Source organism: Microbacterium sp. zg-YB36 (assembly GCF_024623575.2).
Taxonomy (GTDB): domain Bacteria; phylum Actinomycetota; class Actinomycetes; order Actinomycetales; family Microbacteriaceae; genus Microbacterium.
Genome location: NZ_JANJFD020000003.1, coordinates 491330 through 507944, shown reverse-complemented (window position 1 = coordinate 507944; position 16615 = coordinate 491330). Strand labels below are relative to the sequence as shown.

Sequence of the window (16615 nt, the reverse complement as noted above, 5' to 3'; positions counted from 1 at the left end):
CTCCCATGGAGTTGGTCACGCTTCGGTAACGCCAGAATGAGCGCGTGACCATCGACGATGAACTCGACCGGATCTTCGCTGCGCGCGACCGCGACGACATGCGGCCCACGATCGACGCGCTGCGGCCGATCCTCGATGACCACCCCACGAATGCCCGCGTTCTCTACGAAGTTGGCGGCGCGTACGACACCGCCGGCGATGAGCAGACCGCTCGGTCGTTCTACGAGCGCGCACTCCGCGCCGGCCTGGCGGGCGATCTGCTGCGGCGCTGCTACCTGCAGTACGGCTCGACGCTGCGGAATCTGGGTGAGCTCGAGCGCTCGGCAGAGATCTTCGCGCTGGCTCGCCGCGACTTCCCCGGGTCGCCGTCGCTGACGGTGTGGGAGGCGATCACGCAGCACGCAGCGGGCCGCTACCACGAGGCGATCGCCGCCCTGCTCGAGGTCATCGCCGACGGCGTCGTGGCACCCGACCTCGAGCGGTACAAGCCCGCCGTCCGCGGCAACGCCGCCTACATCCGCTCCCTCGCGGGCTCGTAGGCTCCTCCCGCGCCGTCGCGCGACCGCCCCGTAGACTGGCCCGGCACCCTTCCCGCGACATCGGAGCCCCCACATGCCCACCATCGTCGTCGACGTCATGCCCAAGGCCGAGCTGCTGGATCCCCAGGGGAAGGCCGTCTCCGGCGCCCTCGATCGCCTCGGCGTCGAGAACTTCGGCTCCGTGCGCATCGGCAAGCGGTTCGAACTCACCGTCGACGGCGAGGTCACCGACGAGGTGCTGGCCACCGCGCGCCGCATCGCCGATGAGATCCTCTCGAACGCCGTCATCGAGGACGTCGTCGGCATCGAGGTCGTTCAGTGACCGCCCGGGTCGGGGTCATCACCTTCCCCGGCTCGCTCGACGACGGCGACGCGCGGCGCGCGATCCGTCTGGCCGGGGCCGAGCCCGTCGCACTCTGGCACGGCTCGCACGACCTCGAAGGCGTGGACGCCCTGGTGCTGCCGGGTGGCTTCAGCTACGGCGATTACCTGCGCGCCGGCGCCATCGCCGCCCTGGCCCCGATCATGGCCGAAGTCAAGGATGCCGCCGCGAAGGGCATGCCGGTGCTCGGTATCTGCAACGGCTTCCAGATGCTCGTCGAAGCCCACCTGCTGCCGGGCGGACTCATCCGCAACGCGCACCAGCAGTTCATCCGCCGCGACCAGCGCCTGCGCGTGGAGAATGCCTCGACCGCCTGGACCAGCGAGTACGAGGTCGGCCAGGAGATCGTCATCCCGCTGAAGAACGCCGACGGCGGCTACATCGCCAGCGAGTCCGAACTGGACCGGCTGGAGGGCGAAGGTCTCGTCGCGCTGCGATATGTCGACGTCAACCCGAACGGGTCGCTGCGCGACATCGCCGGGCTCACCAACGGTCGAGGCAACGTGGTGGGGCTCATGCCGCACCCGGAGCACGCCGTCGAACCAGGCTTCGGGCCCAGCACGGCCGCTGCGATGCGCTCCGGCGTCGACGGCCTGCCGTTCTTCACATCGGCGGTCGCCGCCGTGGTGGCATCCGCCGTCTGACCCGTATCGTCGAAGAGTGACCTCCGACACCCGTCCCCTCCTCATCAGCGTCCCCTCCGACCAGCTCGCCGCCGACCTGGCGCCGCTTCCCAACGGAGTGGAGGTGATCGTGTGGGCGATGGACACGGATGCCCCGAGCGACCGGATCGACATCGTCGTGCCGCCGTACATGAGCAAGGGCTCGCTGCTGCAGCGGCTTGACGGCATCGACGTGCAGCTCGTGCAGGGTCAGGCGATCGGCTACGAGGGCGTCGCCGACCTGCTGCCGAAGGGCATCGTCTTCGCCAACGGATCCAGCGTGCACGAGACGTCGACCGCAGAGCTGGCCGTCGGGCTGACCCTCGCCGCCCAGCGCCACATCGACGACTTCGCCGTCAACACCCGTGAGGGCGTGTGGATGCCGCAGTTCTCGCAGAGCCTCGCCGACCGGCGGGTGCTGCTGATCGGCTACGGCGGGGTGGGCAAGGCCACGGCCGCTCGCCTGGCGCCGTTCGAGATCGAGCTCACGGTCGTTGCCCGCACCGCCCGCGATGAGGACGGCGTGCACGTGCACGCGATCGACGAGCTCGACGACCTGCTGCCGCACGCCGAGATCGTCGTGCTGACCCTCCCCGGCGGAGACGAGACCCGCGGCATCCTCGATGCCCGCACGCTCGCCCTGCTGCCCGACGGCGCCCTCGTCGTCAACGTCGGGCGCGGTTCGCTCATCGACACCGACGCTCTCGTTGCCGAGACCCGCTCCGGCCGGCTGCGCGCGGCGCTGGATGTCGTGGACCCCGAGCCGCTGCCGGCCGGTCACCCGCTGTGGGGCACGCCCGGCGTGCTGATCGCACCGCACGTCGGTGGCGCCTCCAGCGCCATGCGGCCACGCATCGCGCGGCTGCTGCGGACGCAGGCCGAGCGCATGGTCGCCGGCGAGGAGCCGATCAACGTGGTCCTGCGCACCTGACGCGTGTCACGGGCGTAGGAGATGGGGCGAGCGTAGGACGGATGCCGCGAGGAAAGTCCTACCTCCGCACCATCTCCTACGCTCGCGACCGCTGCCGGCCGCCGCGCGCCGGTCAGGCGGTGAACACCGCGTGGACGTCGCCGACGGCTTCGCGGCCACCGAGGCCGGCAAGCTCCATGAGCACGGCCGTGCCGATGACCACGCCGCCGACGGCCCCGACGAGTTCGTGTGCGGCCACGAGCGTGCCGCCGGTGGCGAGCACATCGTCGACCAGCAGCACGCGGGTGCCGTCGGGGATGTCGTCGTGCGCCTCGATCGTGGCCGTGCCGTACTCGAGCGTGTACGAAACGGATGCCGCAGGACGCGGGAGCTTGCCCGCCTTGCGGATCGGGACGAGCCCCACCCCGGCGGCGGTGGCCATGGCGCCGGCGAGCAGGAATCCTCGCGCCTCGATGCCTGCCACGACGTCGAACTGGCCCGCGAACGGAGCGATCATCGCATCGATGACGCTACGCAGCGCCGCGGCATCGGCCAGCAGAGGCGTCACGTCCCGGAACAGCACTCCCGGCATCGGATAGTCGGGGATCGTGCGGATGAGGGAGTCTGCGTGCGCGAGCGCGGGTTCGGGGGTCACCGATGGATTCTACCGGCCGCTCCCGCGGCATCCCCTGGGAGCGTGACGCCCCCCATCCCACTGCAAGCGCTTGCACTAGCATTGCCGCATGACTCTTCCCGAGACCGTTCTGCCCGGCGACTCGCTCGCGGACTCCCGGCCCGGTGCGCAGTGGTGGCGCACGGCCGTCATCTACCAGATCTACCCCCGCTCGTTCGCGGATGCCTCCGGCGACGGTGTGGGCGACCTGCCCGGCGTGACCGAGCACCTCGATGACCTCCGCACCCTCGGCGTCGACGCGATCTGGCTGAGCCCGTTCCAGCGTTCGCCGCAGAAGGATGCCGGCTACGACGTGTCCGACTACTGCGACGTCGACCCGCTCTTCGGCACGCTCCCCGACTTCGACGACCTGATCGAGGCAGCGCACGCCCGCGGCATCCGCATCATCGCCGACCTCGTGCCGAACCACTCGTCCGACCAGCACGTGTGGTTCCAGCAGGCGCTGGCCGCCGCCCCCGGCAGCCCGGAGCGCGCCCGCTACATCTTCCGCGACGGCAAGGGCGCCGACGGCGAACTGCCGCCCAACAACTGGGACTCCGTCTTCGGCGGGCCGGCCTGGACCCGCGTCGTCGAACCTGACGGCACGCCCGGCCAGTGGTACCTGCACCTGTTCGACACGTCCCAGCCCGACTTCGACTGGTCCAACCCCGAGGTGCACGAGGAGTTCCGCCGCATCCTGCGGTTCTGGCTCGACCGCGGCGTCGACGGCTTCCGCGTCGACGTGGCCCATGGCCTGGTCAAGGCCGAGGGCCTCCCCGACTACAGCCCCGACCCGGAGAGCGGCTCGATGGGTGGCGACGAGGCAAACGTGCCGTATTGGGGCCAGGAGGGCGTGCACGAGATCTACCGCGACTGGAACAAGCTGCTCGCCGAGTACGACGGCGACCGTGCCCTCTGCGCCGAGGCGTGGCTGCCGACCGTCGATATGACGGCGCTGTGGGTGCGTCCCGACGAGATGCACCAGGCGTTCAACTTCGCCTACCTTGAGACCGAATGGGATGCCGCCGCGCTGCGCGATGTCGTCGACGAGTCGCTGCGGGCCTACCCGGCGGTGGGGGCTCCCAGCACCTGGGTGCTGTCCAATCACGACGTCGTGCGCCACGCGTCTCGGCTGGCACTGACGGCCGAGAACCCGCAGGGTCATGGCATCGGTCCCGACTCCCCCGGTCAGCCCGACCCCGTGCTGGGCCTGCGCCGCGCCCGCGCCGCCTCCGCGGTCATGCTGGCGCTGCCCGGCTCCGCCTACATCTACCAGGGCGAGGAACTGGGCCTTCCCGAGGTCATCCACCTGCCCGGTGAGGCGCGTCAGGACCCGACGTGGTTCCGCACCGACGGAGAGCGCTACGGGCGTGACGGATGCCGCGTGCCGATTCCGTGGCACGCCACCGCCCCCGCCTACGGCTTCAGCCCGACCGGCCAGTCCTGGCTGCCGCAGCCGGAGGAGTGGGAGTCCCTTGCCCGCGACGTGCAGGCGGCGGACCCGGCATCCACGCTGTCGCTGTACCGCACCCTGCTGGCCGCACGCCGCGAGCATCGCCTCGGCGCCGGGACGCTGGAGTGGCTCGACGGCTACGGCGACGACGTGCTGGCGTTCCGCAACGGCGACGTGACCGTGATCGCGAACCTCGGCGAGGCGCCGGTGGAGCTGCCCACGGCGGACCTCATCGCCGCGAGCGAGCCGGTGACCGGCGGCATCCTCCCCACTGACACCACGGTGTGGCTGCGACCGGCCTGACGGGCGGCGGGCCGCGGGCATGGTGAGCATCGACGAGGTCGCCCGCGCGGCCGGGGTATCAACGGCCACGGTGTCGCGCGCGCTCAGCGGCCGCGGCCAGGTGTCCGATGACACCCGGTCGCGGGTGCTGGCCACCGCCGCCGCGCTCGGCTACGTCGTCTCGGCGTCGGCGTCGAGCCTGGCGTCGGGGCGCACCCGCAACATCGGCGTGCTGCTGCCGGTGGTCGACCGCTGGTACTTCTCCACGGTGCTCGCCGGCATCGCGTCAGGGCTGCAGCGTGCCGGATACGACATCACGCTGTACGCGCTCACCGAAGATGCCGGCGAGCGCGCCACCGTCTTCGAGACGTTCCTGCGGCGCCGCCGGGTGGATGCGGTGATCGCGATCGCGATCTCGCTGGACGCGACCGAGGTCGAACGCGTCGTGGAGCTGGGGCTCCCGGTGGTCGCGCTCGGCGCCGCCCACCCGCGGCTGCCGAGTCTGTCCGTCGACGACGTCGCCGTTGCGCGCGTCGCGACCGGGCACCTCACCGCCCTCGGGCACCGCGACATCGCCCACATCGGCACGACTCCCGAGTACGCCGTCGACGACGCCCACATCCCGACGCAGCGACGGCGCGGGTTCGAGCAGGCGCTGGCGGATGCCGGCATACCCCCCGCCTCCGCCCGGCACGAGTACGGCGACTTCACGATTGAAGGCGGCCACCGCGCGGCCATGCGGTTGCTGCGGGGCGAGCGCCCACCGACGGCGATCTTCGCGGCATCCGACGAGATGGCCATCGGCGCGCTGATCGCCGCCCGCGACCTGGGGCTGGACGTGCCGGGCGATCTGTCGGTCGTGGGCGTGGACGGCCACGAACTGAGCGGGTTCTTCGGGCTCACCACCGTCGACCAGTTCCCGCACGGTCAGGGTCTGCGGGCCGCGGCGGCGGTGCTCGCCGAGCTCGAGGCGACCGTGCCGGTGGTGCCACTCGCCGCGCTGCCGTTCGAGCTCGTCGTGCGGGCGTCGACGGCCCCGCCGACGACGTAGTCGCGGGCCTGCCCCTAGGCTCGCGGCATGAGCATCGACCTCGAAGCCCTCTATATCGATCTGCACCGGCATCCGGAGCTGTCGTTCCAGGAGACCCGCACTGCCGCAGTCGTCACCAGGGTGCTGGAGCAGCTGGGGATCGAGTTCGAAGAGGGCATCGGCAAGACCGGTGTGGCGGCGGTGCTGCGCAACGGCGAGGGGCCGGTGGTGTGGCTGCGCGCCGACATGGACGGCCTCCCCGTCGAGGAGCGCACCGGACTGGGGTACGCCAGCACCGCCCGCGGGACGGATCCGGCCGGGCAGGATGTGCCGATCATGCACGCGTGCGGCCACGACATGCACGTCACGGCGCTGCTGGGCGCCCTCGAGCGGCTGCACGCGACGACCGATGAATGGTCCGGCACGATCGTGGCGGTGTTCCAGCCGGCCGAGGAGTACGGCTCCGGCTCGCAGGCGATGATCGCCGACGGCGTGCTGGACCGGTTCCCCCGACCCGACATCGTGCTCGGCCAGCACGTCACGCCGTTACCGGTCGGGGTGGTCGGGGTGCGCAGCGGCACACAGATGGCCGCATCCGACGGACTCACCGTGACGCTGCTCGGACGGGGCGGCCATGGATCGCGACCGCATTCGACGATCGACCCGGTCGTGATGGCCGCGGCGACCGTGATGCGGCTGCAGACGATCGTGTCTCGCGAGGTGGACCCGCGCGACGTGGCCGTCGTCACGGTGGGGTCGATCCACGCCGGGCTGAAGAACAACATCATCCCGGCGGAGGCGCGACTCGAGCTCAGCCTGCGTTACCCCGACGACCAGGCGCGTGACCGGGTCATGGCGAAGGTGGAGCGCATCATCCGGGCCGAGGCGGATGCCTCCGGTGCCGAAGCGCCGCCCGTGATCAGCATCCAGCACACGCTGCCCCCGACGATCAACGACGCGGATGCCACGGCGCGCCTCACCGCCGCCTTCGAGCGCGCGTTCGGTGAGGGCACCGTGATGGACCCGGGCATGTTCACTGGCAGCGAGGACGTGTCCTGGTTCGCCCGCGACAGCGGAGCGCCGCTGGTGTTCTGGTTCTTCGGCGGCGTGGACCCCGAGGCGTACGCCGCCGCGGTTGCGGCCGACACCGTGGAGAAGGACATCCCCACCAACCACTCGCCGTTCTACGCGCCCGTGATGCACCCCACGATCGAACGCGGCGTCGCGAACCTCGTCGTGGCGGCGCGCGAGTTCCTCGGCTGACGCGCACCCGGGCAGGCTCCGGCGCGGCATCCGTCGCGCTCGCCCTGCACCTGTTGCCGAAATGCGGAGATCTGCCGGAGTGAGGGCCGGACGCCGGAAACCCACCGCATTCCAGCCGATCCCCTCATCCGGTCGGCCGGAAGACGCCGTCACGCCCGGCGTGGCGCTTCTCGCCGGGCCGAGGTGTGCCTGCCACGATGTGCAAGTGACCGCCCCCGCCCGAGACGGATCTCGCGTCGGACTCCTCGTCGCCCTCACCGCTGCCGCCGTGATTGCCGTGGCCCTCGCGGTCGTCGGCGTCTTCGCCCTGTCCCGAGCAGACGTGAACCCCACGCCCACGGCATCCGCGCTTCCGAGCCCGTCTGCGTCGAGTCCCTCCCCGCCCGTACCGACTGCGGACACCACGGCGCCGACCCCTGTATGAAGAGGGGGGGCCGGCGCGCGAGCAGTATCACGAGCCTTCGTACGCGCAGTACACGGGCAACGAGGTCGCGGATGTCGCGGTGACCGGTGAGTTCGGACTGCGGATCGGGATGCCGACCGACGAGGTGCGCGCCCTGGGGCCCGATGACGAAGTGACATACGACGTACGACTGGTCCTCAGGTTCGGGCTCGAGCGCGCCGAGGTCGGGGGCGACCACGCTGTCTTCGTGCACACCGACGCGGCCGGACACGTCGTCGAGCAGATCACCTACGGCAGCTACTTGGACATGTGACGAGCCCCACCCGCGTCCACCGGGAGTCGCTCGGCCCCTGAGTCCGCGGCATCGGCGGGGTATTGTCCGGACCCATTGCGCGTCCTGTCCCACAGGCGTAGCGTGCCGCGCCGTGACCACAGACGATCCCGACCCGGGGGTGGAGTCCCCCGCCGTCAAGCGGCTGCTGCTGGGCGGCCCGCTCACGTCAGCGAAGCAGGAGCAGCAGCTGCTGCCCAAGCGGCGAGCGCTGCCCATCTTCGCCTCGGATGCACTGTCGTCGGTGGCCTACGCGCCGCAGGAGCTGCTGATGATCCTGATGCTCGGAGGACTGAGCTTCCTGGCGTTCAGTCCGTGGGTCGCCCTCGCGGTGGTCCTGCTGTTGACGGTCGTGGTGCTCAGCTACCGCCAGCTCATCACGGCATATCCCTCCGGCGGCGGCGACTACGAAGTGGCCCGGACCAACCTCGGCCAGCTGCCAGGCGTCGTGGTCGCATCCGCGCTGCTGGTGGATTACATCCTCACCGTCGCGGTATCGATCGCCGCCGGCGTGGACAACATCATCTCGGCGCTTCCCGCGCTGGATCCCTGGCGCGTGGAGCTGGCGGTGGGGTTCGTCGTCGTGCTCGTCACGGTGAACCTGCGGGGCGTGCGGGAGGCGTCGCACGCGTTCGCGGTGCCGACGTACGTCTTCATCGGCTCGGTGGCCCTCATGATCGTCACCGGTCTCGCACGGTGGGCGCTGGGCGATGCGCCCGTCGCCTCCAGCGCCCACTACGCGGTGCAGGCGGAGAGCCTCACCCAGGCCGCAGTGGTGCTGCTGGTGCTGCGTGCATTCGCGAGCGGATGCTCGGCACTGACCGGAGTGGAAGCGGTCGCCAACGGTGTGCCGGCGTTCCGTCCGCCGAAGGAGCGCAATGCGCGTGCGACGCTGGCGATCATGGGGACGATCGCGATCGTCTTGTTCGCGGGGCTCACGACCCTCGCGCTCGTCGCCGGCGTGCACTACGCCGAGAACCCGTGTCACCTCGTCGGATTCGACTGCACGCAGCCGCAGCCGTCGCTCATGGCTCAAGTGGCGGCGGCGACCTTCGGCCTGGGGTCAGTGCCCTTCTACGTCATCCAGGCGGCGACCGCCTGCGTGCTGCTGCTCGCCGCCAACACCGCGTTCAACGGCTTCCCCCTGCTCGGATCGGTGCTCGCCCGCGACGGGTACGCGCCGAAGTCCCTCGATACGCGCGGGGACCGCCTGGTGTACTCCAACGGAATGATCATCCTCGGCATCGCCGCGATCGCGGTGCTGGTGGTGTTCCAAGCGACGCTGACCACGCTCATCCAGCTGTACATCATCGGGGTCTTCGTCTCGTTCTCGATCGGTCAGATCGGCATGGTGAGGCATTGGCAGCGCGAACTGCGTCTGCTGCCGAAGACCGCCGCCGCCGAGCGGCGCGCTGCCACGACGGGACTGATCATCAATGGTGTGGGCGCGATGTCGACCGCGCTCGTGCTCGCCATCGTGACCGTCACCAAGTTCACTCATGGGGCGTGGCTGGTCTTCCTCGCGATCCCGGTGCTCACGGCGCTGATGATCGGCGTGCACCACTACTACCGCAACGTGCAGATCGAGACCGCGATGGACGACACGGTCCACTTCGGCGCGCACGGCGACGTGGCATTGGTGCTCGTGGGAAACCTCCACAAACCCGCGGCCAAAGCGATCGACTATGCCCTGGCGGCCGAGCACGACACGACGCTGGCGGTGCACATCGCGATCGCCAGGCGGGAGACCGCCCAATTGGAGGCCGACTGGGAAGAGCACGCGGTGCCGGTGCCGCTGGTCATCCTCGAGTCGCCCTACCGTCACTACGCCGCCCCGCTGGCGGGATTCATCCGCGACTACCGCGAGAAACACGGGTCGTCGGTGGTCACGATCTACCTGCCGCAGTACATCGTCGGGCACTGGTGGGAGGTGTTCTTGCACAACGGACGCGCCAAACGCCTCGCACAGCACCTCATGCTCGTGCACGGCGTGGCCATCACACTTGTCCCGTGGCTGCTGGATTCGTCGAAGCTCATCGACCGGCGCCGGGCTCGGCCACTCCCCGGCGACGATCGCGCGGGTAACCACCAGGCCAGCTACGGCCTGGTGGCCCACATCGATCCGCAGCCACCCGCCGCCACGCGGCGTAGCCTGGAAGGGTGACAACTCTCGCATCCGAGCCCGGCCGGGTCCTCGACGCCGCCGCGCTGCGCGCCGACTTCCCGATCCTCGGTGAGACCGTGGGCGGCGAGCCGCTCATCTACCTCGACTCCGGAGCGACGAGCCAGAAGCCGCGGGTCGTGCTCGACACCGAGATCGACTTCCTCACCCGGGCGAATTCCGCCGTGCACCGCGGCGCGCACACCCTCGCCGCCGAGGCGACCGAGCTTTTCGAGGACGCCCGCGAGACCGTCGCCGGATTCGTCGGTGCGGCACCGGAGAACCTCGTCTGGTCCGCCGGCGCGACCGCCGCCCTCAACCTCGTCGCCTACTCGATCGGCAACGCCACCGCGGGCCGCGGCCTGCCGGCATCCGCACCCTACGCGCTCCGCCCGGGCGACGAACTGGTCGTCACCGAGGCCGAGCACCACGCGAACCTCATCCCCTGGCAGGAACTGGCAGCCCGCACTGGCGCCGTGCTGCGTCACATCCCGGTGCGCGACGACGGCACGTGGGACCTGGATGCCGCCGCGTCGATCATCGGCGAGCGCACCCGTGTCGTGGCGTTCGCGCACGTCTCGAACGTGCTCGGCATCGTGAACCCCGTTGCCGAGCTCGTCGCGCTCGCGCGGGCGGTCGGTGCGCTGACGGTGATGGATGCCTGCCAGTCGGTGCCCCACCTGCCGCTGGACCTGCCGGCGCTCGGCGTCGACCTCGCCGCGTTCTCCAGCCACAAGATGCTCGGCCCCTATGGCCTCGGCGCCCTGTACGGCCGCACCGAGGTGCTCGAGGCGCTGCCGCCCTTCCTCACCGGCGGGTCGATGGTCACCACCGTCACCCTCGACGAGGCCGGCTTCCTGCCCGCGCCGCAGAAATTCGAAGCCGGCACGCAGCCGGTGTCGCAGGCCATCGGTCTGGGCGCCGCGGTGCGCTACCTCCAGGACATCGGGATGGATGCCGTGCACGCGCACGAGCGCGCCATCGGCGGGCGCCTGCTCGCGGGGCTCCGCGACATCGACGGCGTGCGGGTGCTGGGGGATGCCGCAGACGGCACCGTCGATCGGATCGGACTGGCCTCGTTCGACGTCGCCGGCGTCCACGCCCACGACGTGGGCCAGTTCCTCGACTCCCGCGGCATCGCGGTGCGCGTCGGCCACCACTGCGCCAAGCCCCTGCACGCCCGGTTCGGCCTGACCGCCTCGGTGCGCGCATCGGCATCCGTCTTCACCACCGACGACGACATCGACCGCTTCCTTGACGCCGTCTCCGGAGTACGCGCGTTCTTCGGAGCCGAAGGAGCACACGCATGAGCGGGCTGGAATCGCTGTACCAGGACCTGATCCTCGATCACTCCAAGCACCCGCACGCCCGCGGACTCGCCCCCGAGGACGGCCGCACCGCCACCTCCCACCAGCACAACCCCATCTGCGGCGACGACATCACGCTGCGCGCGCGCGTCTCCGACGACGGCGAGACGCTCACCTCGGTCACGTGGGACGGCGCCGGATGCTCGATCTCGCAAGCGTCGGCATCCATGCTCGCCTCGCTCGTGGACGACCGGGTCGAATCCGACGGCGGCATGAGCCGGGAAGAGGCGATCGCCCTGATCGCCGGCTTCCGTGAGGCGCTGCGCTCGCGCGGGCGGATCCCGCTCGACGAGGACGTCTACGGCGACGCGACCTCGCTGTCGGGGGTGTCGAAGTTCACCGCCCGCGTGAAGTGCGCGATGCTCGCGTGGGTCGCCCTCGAGGACGCCCTGCCCCGCGCCTGACGGCGGTTGCCGCGGCCGGGGTTGCCGCGCGTTGCCGCGCCCGCCGCTACATCAGGTCGTCGGGTGCGATGATCTGCATCCCGCGGTCGTGCAGCACGAATTGCGCGCGCACGCGGGCGCCGTTGGCGCGCAGCGCCCCGCCCAGGGCCCGGCCCCAGGCGCGCTCTTCCGCGCGAACCTTCGCACCTCCCGGCCGTTCCCACACGAGCACGATCTGGGCGAATTCAAGTTCGCGCATGAGGAGCGATAGTCGCGCGCCGAGGACGTCGGCGAACGGGCCGTCGCCGAAGTCATCGACCTGCACGACTACGGCGGGGTCACCGGGCAGTTCGCCGACCGGAAGTACCGGACCGTCGAGGCGGTCGTCCGCGTCGAGAAAGAACAGCCAGAGTTGGCGACGAGTCGCGCTCTGCAGGAGCGGCTCCAGGTATTCCTGCAGGCGCAGGTCATCGGTCAGCGGTGGGGATTGGATGGGTGCGCTCATGCCCTCAGCGTGCAACGCCGCCGCGCGGCCTGGAGGTCGCGCGGCGGCGTTCTGGGGATAACTCCCCGGAGTTGCCGGCCTGTGGAGGAGGCGCTGCGCGTCAGTGGACCGCCGTTTCGCCGGCGAGCACCGACTCCAGCCGCGCGTAGCTGGTTTCCATTCCCTCGGCCATGCCGGTCGCGAGGATCATGTCGCGAGTCTCGGCGTCGGGGTACTCCATCACCAGGGTCAGCAACGTGGCGCCGTCTTCTTCCTCGAGGGTGAGGTCGTTGATGACGGTTGGGCCGTCCGTACCGATCATCCGCTCGGTCGTCGCGGCACGCCGCGGCGGGTCGACCAGCAGGGTTTCGCCCTCGAACCCGAAGCCGGAACCCTCGACGCCGTTCTGCACCCACTCGTAACGGTAGGTCTGCCCCACCTCGGGGGCCACCTCGCACGTGGTCATCGACCAGCCGTCGGGACCGAGCATCCACCGCCGCAGCAGGTCGGGCTCATGGTGCGCGCGCCACACCAGTTCACGCGGGCCCTCGATCAGTCGGGTGATGCGCACGTGGGCGTCGTCGAGCATTTCCACCTGCGTGCCCTTGCCCTGTGCGTACGCCCGCAATCCGGCCAGAACGCGGTCGAGCTGGTTCATGGCCATCGTCGAACCCTCGATCGCGCCCATCGCGATGACCTCTTCCAGCGCCTCGACCGACGTGAAGTAGGTCACGCTGCGCAGACGGCATCCGTCGGCCGTCGGCTCGAAGTCGTAGGTCACCCGCATCCCGGGCGGCATCCCTTCGGAAGGGGCGCCGTCCTCGTCTACGAAGGAATCGATGACTTCGAAGCGCGTGGGTTGCTCGATCGAAAGGAACTCCCAGGCGCCACGGGCGTGCTCGCCGTGCTGACTGACCATTTCGTAGCGGACGCGGCCGCCGACGGTGAGGTCGAACTCGGTGAAGGTGGCCGGCCAGCCGGGAGGACCCCAGAACCGCTCCAGCTCCCGCGGGTCGGTGAACGCCTGCCAGACGCGTTCGACGGGGGCGGCGAACTCGGCGCTGAGCGTCATCGTGAGCTCTTCGGGGTCGGTGGTGACATCTGTCACGGGCATGTCAATCTCCTTGCGTCGTTGAGGGAGAGGGTGGTTCGGTGGGTTCGGCCAGCAGATCGTCCAGCCGGTCGATGCGAGCGCGCCACAGAGCTTCGTAGGCCGCGAGGAGGGCGCGTGCCCGGGCGATCATGGTCGGATCCGCCCGCACGAGCCGCTCGCGCCCTTCGGCGCGCTTGACGATGAGCCCGGCCATCTCGAGCACGGCGACGTGCTTCTGCACGGCCGCGAACGACATGTCGTACGCGGCGGCGAGTGCCGAGACGGACTGCTCGTGTTCGAGCGTCCGCCGCAGGATGTCGCGCCGCGTCGCGGCCGCCAATGCGTGGAACAGGCGGTCGGTCTCATCATCGGTCAATTCCGTTTGTACAACCATTTGGTTGCACGTTACGACGGATGCCTGTCGTCGTCAAGACCTCCGATGCGGCTCCGGAGCCAGATCGCGGTGGTGACGACGAGCGGCACTTGGGTGATCCCGTAGAGCACGTGGAACGCGTAGTGGGCGGAGGTCTGAGCCGGATCGAAAGGAAGGATCGGCAGGGGCAGCACGGTGAAGATTGCGCCCAGGAGGTTCAACACACCCCACCCCAAAAGAGCCCACGCTGCGACGGATCGCAGCCGCGTGAACCACGCAGCGACGAGCACGACCGTCAGTGCCAGAGGGATGAGCGATTCTGGGCTGAGGATCGTCTGACCGGGTAAATCGGCCACATTGTGCACGAGCAGTCCGACCCAGCCGAGGGCGGCGGACACGGGAACCCACGGTGCGCTCCTCCTCGGACCGCCCGGTCCGTCGTGCACCCTGGTCCCGGTCATGCGGCGGACCCTCGTGACGGCGCGGTCCTCCGCATTCTCACCCTCTCTACACACCACATCGTTCGCGCTTTCCCATTGTCTCCAGCCGACAGCAGGCTCATATGACCTCGCGCGGCCCTCGGGCTCGGAGCGTACTGCGCACAGGGGTGAGACGGAACCACCACGACGCCTCAGGCCCCGCCCGAAGCATCTCGTCCCGAAAATGGCTGTGTCCTGGCAGAGCATGCCCCGCTGACGACTCTGCGCGTAGCCTCGCCGTCAGGGACGACACCGTGAAGGAGCAGCACGATGCACACACGAACACTCGGACGGGGGCTGCAAGTCTCCGCCGTCGGGCTGGGCTGCATGGGCATGTCCCAGAGCTACGGCCCGAATCCCGGGTCCCGCGGCGACATGATCGCGGTGCTGCGATCCGCCGTCGACCTCGGCGTCACCTTATTCGACACCGCCGAAGTGTACGGGCCGTACGTCAACGAGGAACTGGTCGGCGAAGCTCTCGCGCCGGTGCGAGATCAGGTCGTGATCGCGACGAAGTTCGGTTGGGACATCCAGCACGGCATCAGCGTCGGCCTGAACAGTCGACCCGAGCAGATCCGCCGCGTCGCCGATGCATCCCTCGAACGGCTCCGTACCGACGTGATCGACCTGTTCTACCAGCATCGCGTCGACCCGAACGTTCCCATCGAGGACGTCGCGGGCACCGTCGGGGAGCTCGTCGCGGAAGGCAAGGTGCGCCATTTCGGGCTATCGGAGGCATCCGCCGCCACCATCCGCCGCGCCCACGAGGTCTTCCCTGTCACCGCCGTCCAGAGCGAATACTCACTCTGGACCCGGGACCCCGAAACCGACGTGCTCCCCACCCTCGCCGAACTCGGCATCGGATTCGTGCCCTTCAGCCCCCTCGGCAAGGGATTCCTCACCGGCACCGTCACCACATCCACCACCTTCAGCGAGAACGACATCCGACGACGCGTTCCCCGCTTCGAGGAAGGAAACCTGGCCGCGAATCAGGCGCTGGTCGATCAGGTCAAAGAACTCGCCGCCGCCAAGGACGTCACTCCGGCGCAGGTCGCGCTGGCGTGGCTGCTCGCGCAGCACCCGTGGATCGTGCCCATCCCCGGCACCCGCAGCACCTCCCGCATCGAGGAGAACGCAGCCGCGACGACCGTGGGGCTGTCCGCGGACGAACGAGACGACCTGGACGGCCTCACCCGCCGCATCAGCGTCCAGGGTGACCGCTACAACGCCCAGCACATGGGCTACCTCGACCGCTGAGACCGCACCTCGACGCGACGAATACTCACTCGGCAGCGCGAATACTCACTCGGCAGCGCGAATACTCACTCGGCAGCGGGTCAGCCGAGGCCGGCGCGGGAGGCGTCGGGGTCGACGTTGCCGGCGACGGGCTTGCGGGAGATCCCGACGGCACCGGCATCCGGAGCCTTCGACACCGCCGCGGCGACGGCGACCGACTCGTCGACGTCGACATACCGGGGGCGCAGCTTCACGGCCTGCTGGCGACGGTGCTCGCGCTTGGCCTTGTTGGCCGCGTAGACCAGGTTCAGGGCCTCGACGAGGATCGCGAACGCCATCGGCGCGTAGATCAGGGCCTTGTCGATGTGCACACCGAAGCCCTCGGCGATGAGGAACACACCGATCAGCAGCAGGAACGACAGCGCCAGCATCTTCACGGTGGGGTGGTTGTTCACGAACGTGAAGATGAACTTCGACGCGAACAGCATGATGCCGAACGACAGCACGACCACCGCGACGATGACGAGGATGTTATCGGTCATGCCGACGGCGGTGATGACGGAGTCCAGCGAGAAGACGATGTCCAGCAGCAGAATCTGCGTCAGCACCGAAGCGAAGGTGATCGTCTTCGGCGCCGCGCCGTGGGAGTCTTCCTCACCCTCGAGCTTGTGGTGGATCTCGGTGACAGCCTTGTAAACCAGAAACAGGCCACCGGCGATGAGGATGATGTCCTTCACGGAGAAGCCCATCCCGAACAACTCGAAGATGTCGTCCTTCAGCGTGATGATCCAGCCGGCGAAGCAGACCAGCACCACCCGGATGACCATCGCGAGCGTGAGCCCGAGGTTCCGCGCCTTGGCCTGCTGCTCGACGGGGAGCTTGGAGGCGAGGATCGAGATGAAGATGACGTTGTCGACGCCGAGCACGACCTCCAACACGAACAACGTGAAGAACACGGCGATGAGATCGGGGGTCAGCTCGAGCGCGAAGTCCATCCGCTCAGGCTAGAGGGTGGAATCTATGCGACCGCCGTGAACCGCCGTCCACGACGACGGGTCCAGCGCGTATCGACATAACAATGGTGGCGCACGCGCATGCGTGGTAGTCATGT

18 protein-coding genes are annotated in these 16615 nt (G+C 69.6%); 12 read left to right on the top strand and 6 right to left on the bottom strand.

Translation table 11 applies throughout. The annotated features are described in order from the left end of the window. Positions 1–44: 44 nt before the first annotated feature. The 4 genes from NQ151_RS11760 (at position 45) to NQ151_RS11745 (ending at position 2514) form a co-directional block, all read left to right on the top strand. Entirely contained in the window at positions 45–539 is a 495-nt protein-coding gene (locus tag NQ151_RS11760) for a tetratricopeptide repeat protein (protein ID WP_353477572.1), read from the top strand. A gap of 73 nt (positions 540–612) precedes the next feature. Continuing rightward, entirely contained in the window at positions 613–861 is a 249-nt protein-coding gene (purS, locus tag NQ151_RS11755) for a phosphoribosylformylglycinamidine synthase subunit PurS (protein ID WP_257507151.1), read from the top strand. After that, entirely contained in the window at positions 858–1565 is a 708-nt protein-coding gene (purQ, locus tag NQ151_RS11750; protein WP_257528186.1) for a phosphoribosylformylglycinamidine synthase subunit PurQ, read from the top strand. The genes purS and purQ overlap by 4 nt, the downstream gene beginning before the upstream one ends. A 16-nt stretch (positions 1566–1581) precedes the next feature. After that, complete coding sequence (locus NQ151_RS11745; RefSeq protein ID WP_257528185.1) at positions 1582–2514, top strand: 2-hydroxyacid dehydrogenase; 933 nt, start codon at positions 1582–1584, stop codon at positions 2512–2514. Between the two features lie 112 nt (positions 2515–2626). On the opposite strand, the gene NQ151_RS11740 is transcribed toward NQ151_RS11745, so the two are convergent. Further along, a complete protein-coding gene (locus NQ151_RS11740) occupies positions 2627–3148 on the bottom strand; it encodes an adenine phosphoribosyltransferase (protein WP_257528184.1) in 522 nt (173 codons plus the stop codon). A gap of 88 nt (positions 3149–3236) precedes the next feature. Here NQ151_RS11740 and NQ151_RS11735 point away from each other — a divergent pair, with 88 nt between their 5' ends. The 7 genes from NQ151_RS11735 to sufU all read left to right on the top strand — a co-directional run bounded on the left by NQ151_RS11735 (position 3237) and on the right by sufU (position 11860). After that, positions 3237–4922 carry a glycoside hydrolase family 13 protein gene (locus tag NQ151_RS11735; RefSeq protein WP_257528183.1) on the top strand — a complete coding sequence of 562 codons (1686 nt, stop codon included), beginning with the start codon at positions 3237–3239 and terminating at the stop codon, positions 4920–4922. Positions 4923–4941: 19 nt separating this feature from the next. Continuing rightward, the gene (locus NQ151_RS11730) at positions 4942–5952 is read left to right on the top strand and encodes a LacI family DNA-binding transcriptional regulator (protein ID WP_257528182.1); all 1011 of its coding nucleotides are present in this window, start codon (positions 4942–4944) and stop codon (positions 5950–5952) included. 27 nt (positions 5953–5979) lie between these two features. Then, positions 5980–7194: an amidohydrolase gene (locus NQ151_RS11725; RefSeq protein ID WP_257528181.1), complete on the top strand. Its 1215-nt coding sequence runs from the start codon at positions 5980–5982 to the stop codon at positions 7192–7194. Between the two features lie 503 nt (positions 7195–7697). Then, entirely contained in the window at positions 7698–7910 is a 213-nt protein-coding gene (locus NQ151_RS11720; RefSeq protein WP_257507158.1) for a hypothetical protein, read from the top strand. Between the two features lie 112 nt (positions 7911–8022). After that, a complete protein-coding gene (locus NQ151_RS11715) occupies positions 8023–10092 on the top strand; it encodes an APC family permease (protein WP_257528180.1) in 2070 nt (689 codons plus the stop codon). Next, a complete protein-coding gene (locus NQ151_RS11710) occupies positions 10089–11399 on the top strand; it encodes an aminotransferase class V-fold PLP-dependent enzyme (RefSeq protein ID WP_257528179.1) in 1311 nt (436 codons plus the stop codon). The genes NQ151_RS11715 and NQ151_RS11710 overlap by 4 nt, the downstream gene beginning before the upstream one ends. Beyond that, positions 11396–11860, top strand: a complete 465-nt coding sequence (gene sufU, locus NQ151_RS11705) for a Fe-S cluster assembly sulfur transfer protein SufU (RefSeq protein WP_257507161.1) — start codon at positions 11396–11398, stop codon at positions 11858–11860. Before NQ151_RS11710 ends, sufU begins: the two co-directional genes overlap by 4 nt. Positions 11861–11906: 46 nt before the next feature. On the opposite strand, the gene NQ151_RS11700 is transcribed toward sufU, so the two are convergent. From NQ151_RS11700 to NQ151_RS11685, 4 genes are all read right to left on the bottom strand, one after another. Then, positions 11907–12344, bottom strand: coding sequence for a DUF2599 domain-containing protein (locus tag NQ151_RS11700; protein WP_257507162.1), 438 nt, complete (start codon positions 12342–12344; stop codon positions 11907–11909). 100 nt (positions 12345–12444) lie between these two features. Further along, entirely contained in the window at positions 12445–13437 is a 993-nt protein-coding gene (locus NQ151_RS11695) for an SRPBCC family protein (RefSeq protein WP_257528178.1), read from the bottom strand. 1 nt (position 13438) lies between these two features. Next, positions 13439–13810 (bottom strand): ArsR/SmtB family transcription factor, encoded by a 372-nt coding sequence (locus tag NQ151_RS11690; protein ID WP_257507164.1) that lies wholly within the window; start codon positions 13808–13810, stop codon positions 13439–13441. Between the two features lie 11 nt (positions 13811–13821). After that, positions 13822–14250 (bottom strand): hypothetical protein, encoded by a 429-nt coding sequence (locus NQ151_RS11685; RefSeq protein WP_257528177.1) that lies wholly within the window; start codon positions 14248–14250, stop codon positions 13822–13824. Between the two features lie 288 nt (positions 14251–14538). Here NQ151_RS11685 and NQ151_RS11680 point away from each other — a divergent pair, with 288 nt between their 5' ends. Next, positions 14539–15525, top strand: coding sequence for an aldo/keto reductase (locus NQ151_RS11680; protein ID WP_257528176.1), 987 nt, complete (start codon positions 14539–14541; stop codon positions 15523–15525). A gap of 80 nt (positions 15526–15605) precedes the next feature. Here NQ151_RS11680 and NQ151_RS11675 read toward each other — a convergent pair whose 3' ends face one another. Next, positions 15606–16499, bottom strand: coding sequence for a TerC family protein (locus NQ151_RS11675; protein WP_257507167.1), 894 nt, complete (start codon positions 16497–16499; stop codon positions 15606–15608). Between the last annotated feature and the right edge of the window lie 116 nt (positions 16500–16615).

What these genes read in the sequence shown, in the direction of transcription:
- purS (WP_257507151.1), top strand. Translation starts at nt 613, where the DNA reads ATGCCCACCATCGTCGTCGACGTCATGCCCAAGGCCGAGCTGCTGGAT.
- NQ151_RS11735 (WP_257528183.1), top strand. Translation starts at nt 3,237, where the DNA reads ATGACTCTTCCCGAGACCGTTCTGCCCGGCGACTCGCTCGCGGACTCC.
- NQ151_RS11730 (WP_257528182.1), top strand. Translation starts at nt 4,942, where the DNA reads ATGGTGAGCATCGACGAGGTCGCCCGCGCGGCCGGGGTATCAACGGCC.
- NQ151_RS11725 (WP_257528181.1), top strand. Translation starts at nt 5,980, where the DNA reads ATGAGCATCGACCTCGAAGCCCTCTATATCGATCTGCACCGGCATCCG.
- sufU (WP_257507161.1), top strand. Translation starts at nt 11,396, where the DNA reads ATGAGCGGGCTGGAATCGCTGTACCAGGACCTGATCCTCGATCACTCC.
- NQ151_RS11700 (WP_257507162.1), bottom strand. Translation starts at nt 12,344, where the DNA reads ATGAGCGCACCCATCCAATCCCCACCGCTGACCGATGACCTGCGCCTG.
- NQ151_RS11695 (WP_257528178.1), bottom strand. Translation starts at nt 13,437, where the DNA reads ATGCCCGTGACAGATGTCACCACCGACCCCGAAGAGCTCACGATGACG.
- NQ151_RS11690 (WP_257507164.1), bottom strand. Translation starts at nt 13,810, where the DNA reads ATGGTTGTACAAACGGAATTGACCGATGATGAGACCGACCGCCTGTTC.
- NQ151_RS11685 (WP_257528177.1), bottom strand. Translation starts at nt 14,250, where the DNA reads ATGACCGGGACCAGGGTGCACGACGGACCGGGCGGTCCGAGGAGGAGC.
- NQ151_RS11680 (WP_257528176.1), top strand. Translation starts at nt 14,539, where the DNA reads ATGCACACACGAACACTCGGACGGGGGCTGCAAGTCTCCGCCGTCGGG.
- NQ151_RS11675 (WP_257507167.1), bottom strand. Translation starts at nt 16,499, where the DNA reads ATGGACTTCGCGCTCGAGCTGACCCCCGATCTCATCGCCGTGTTCTTC.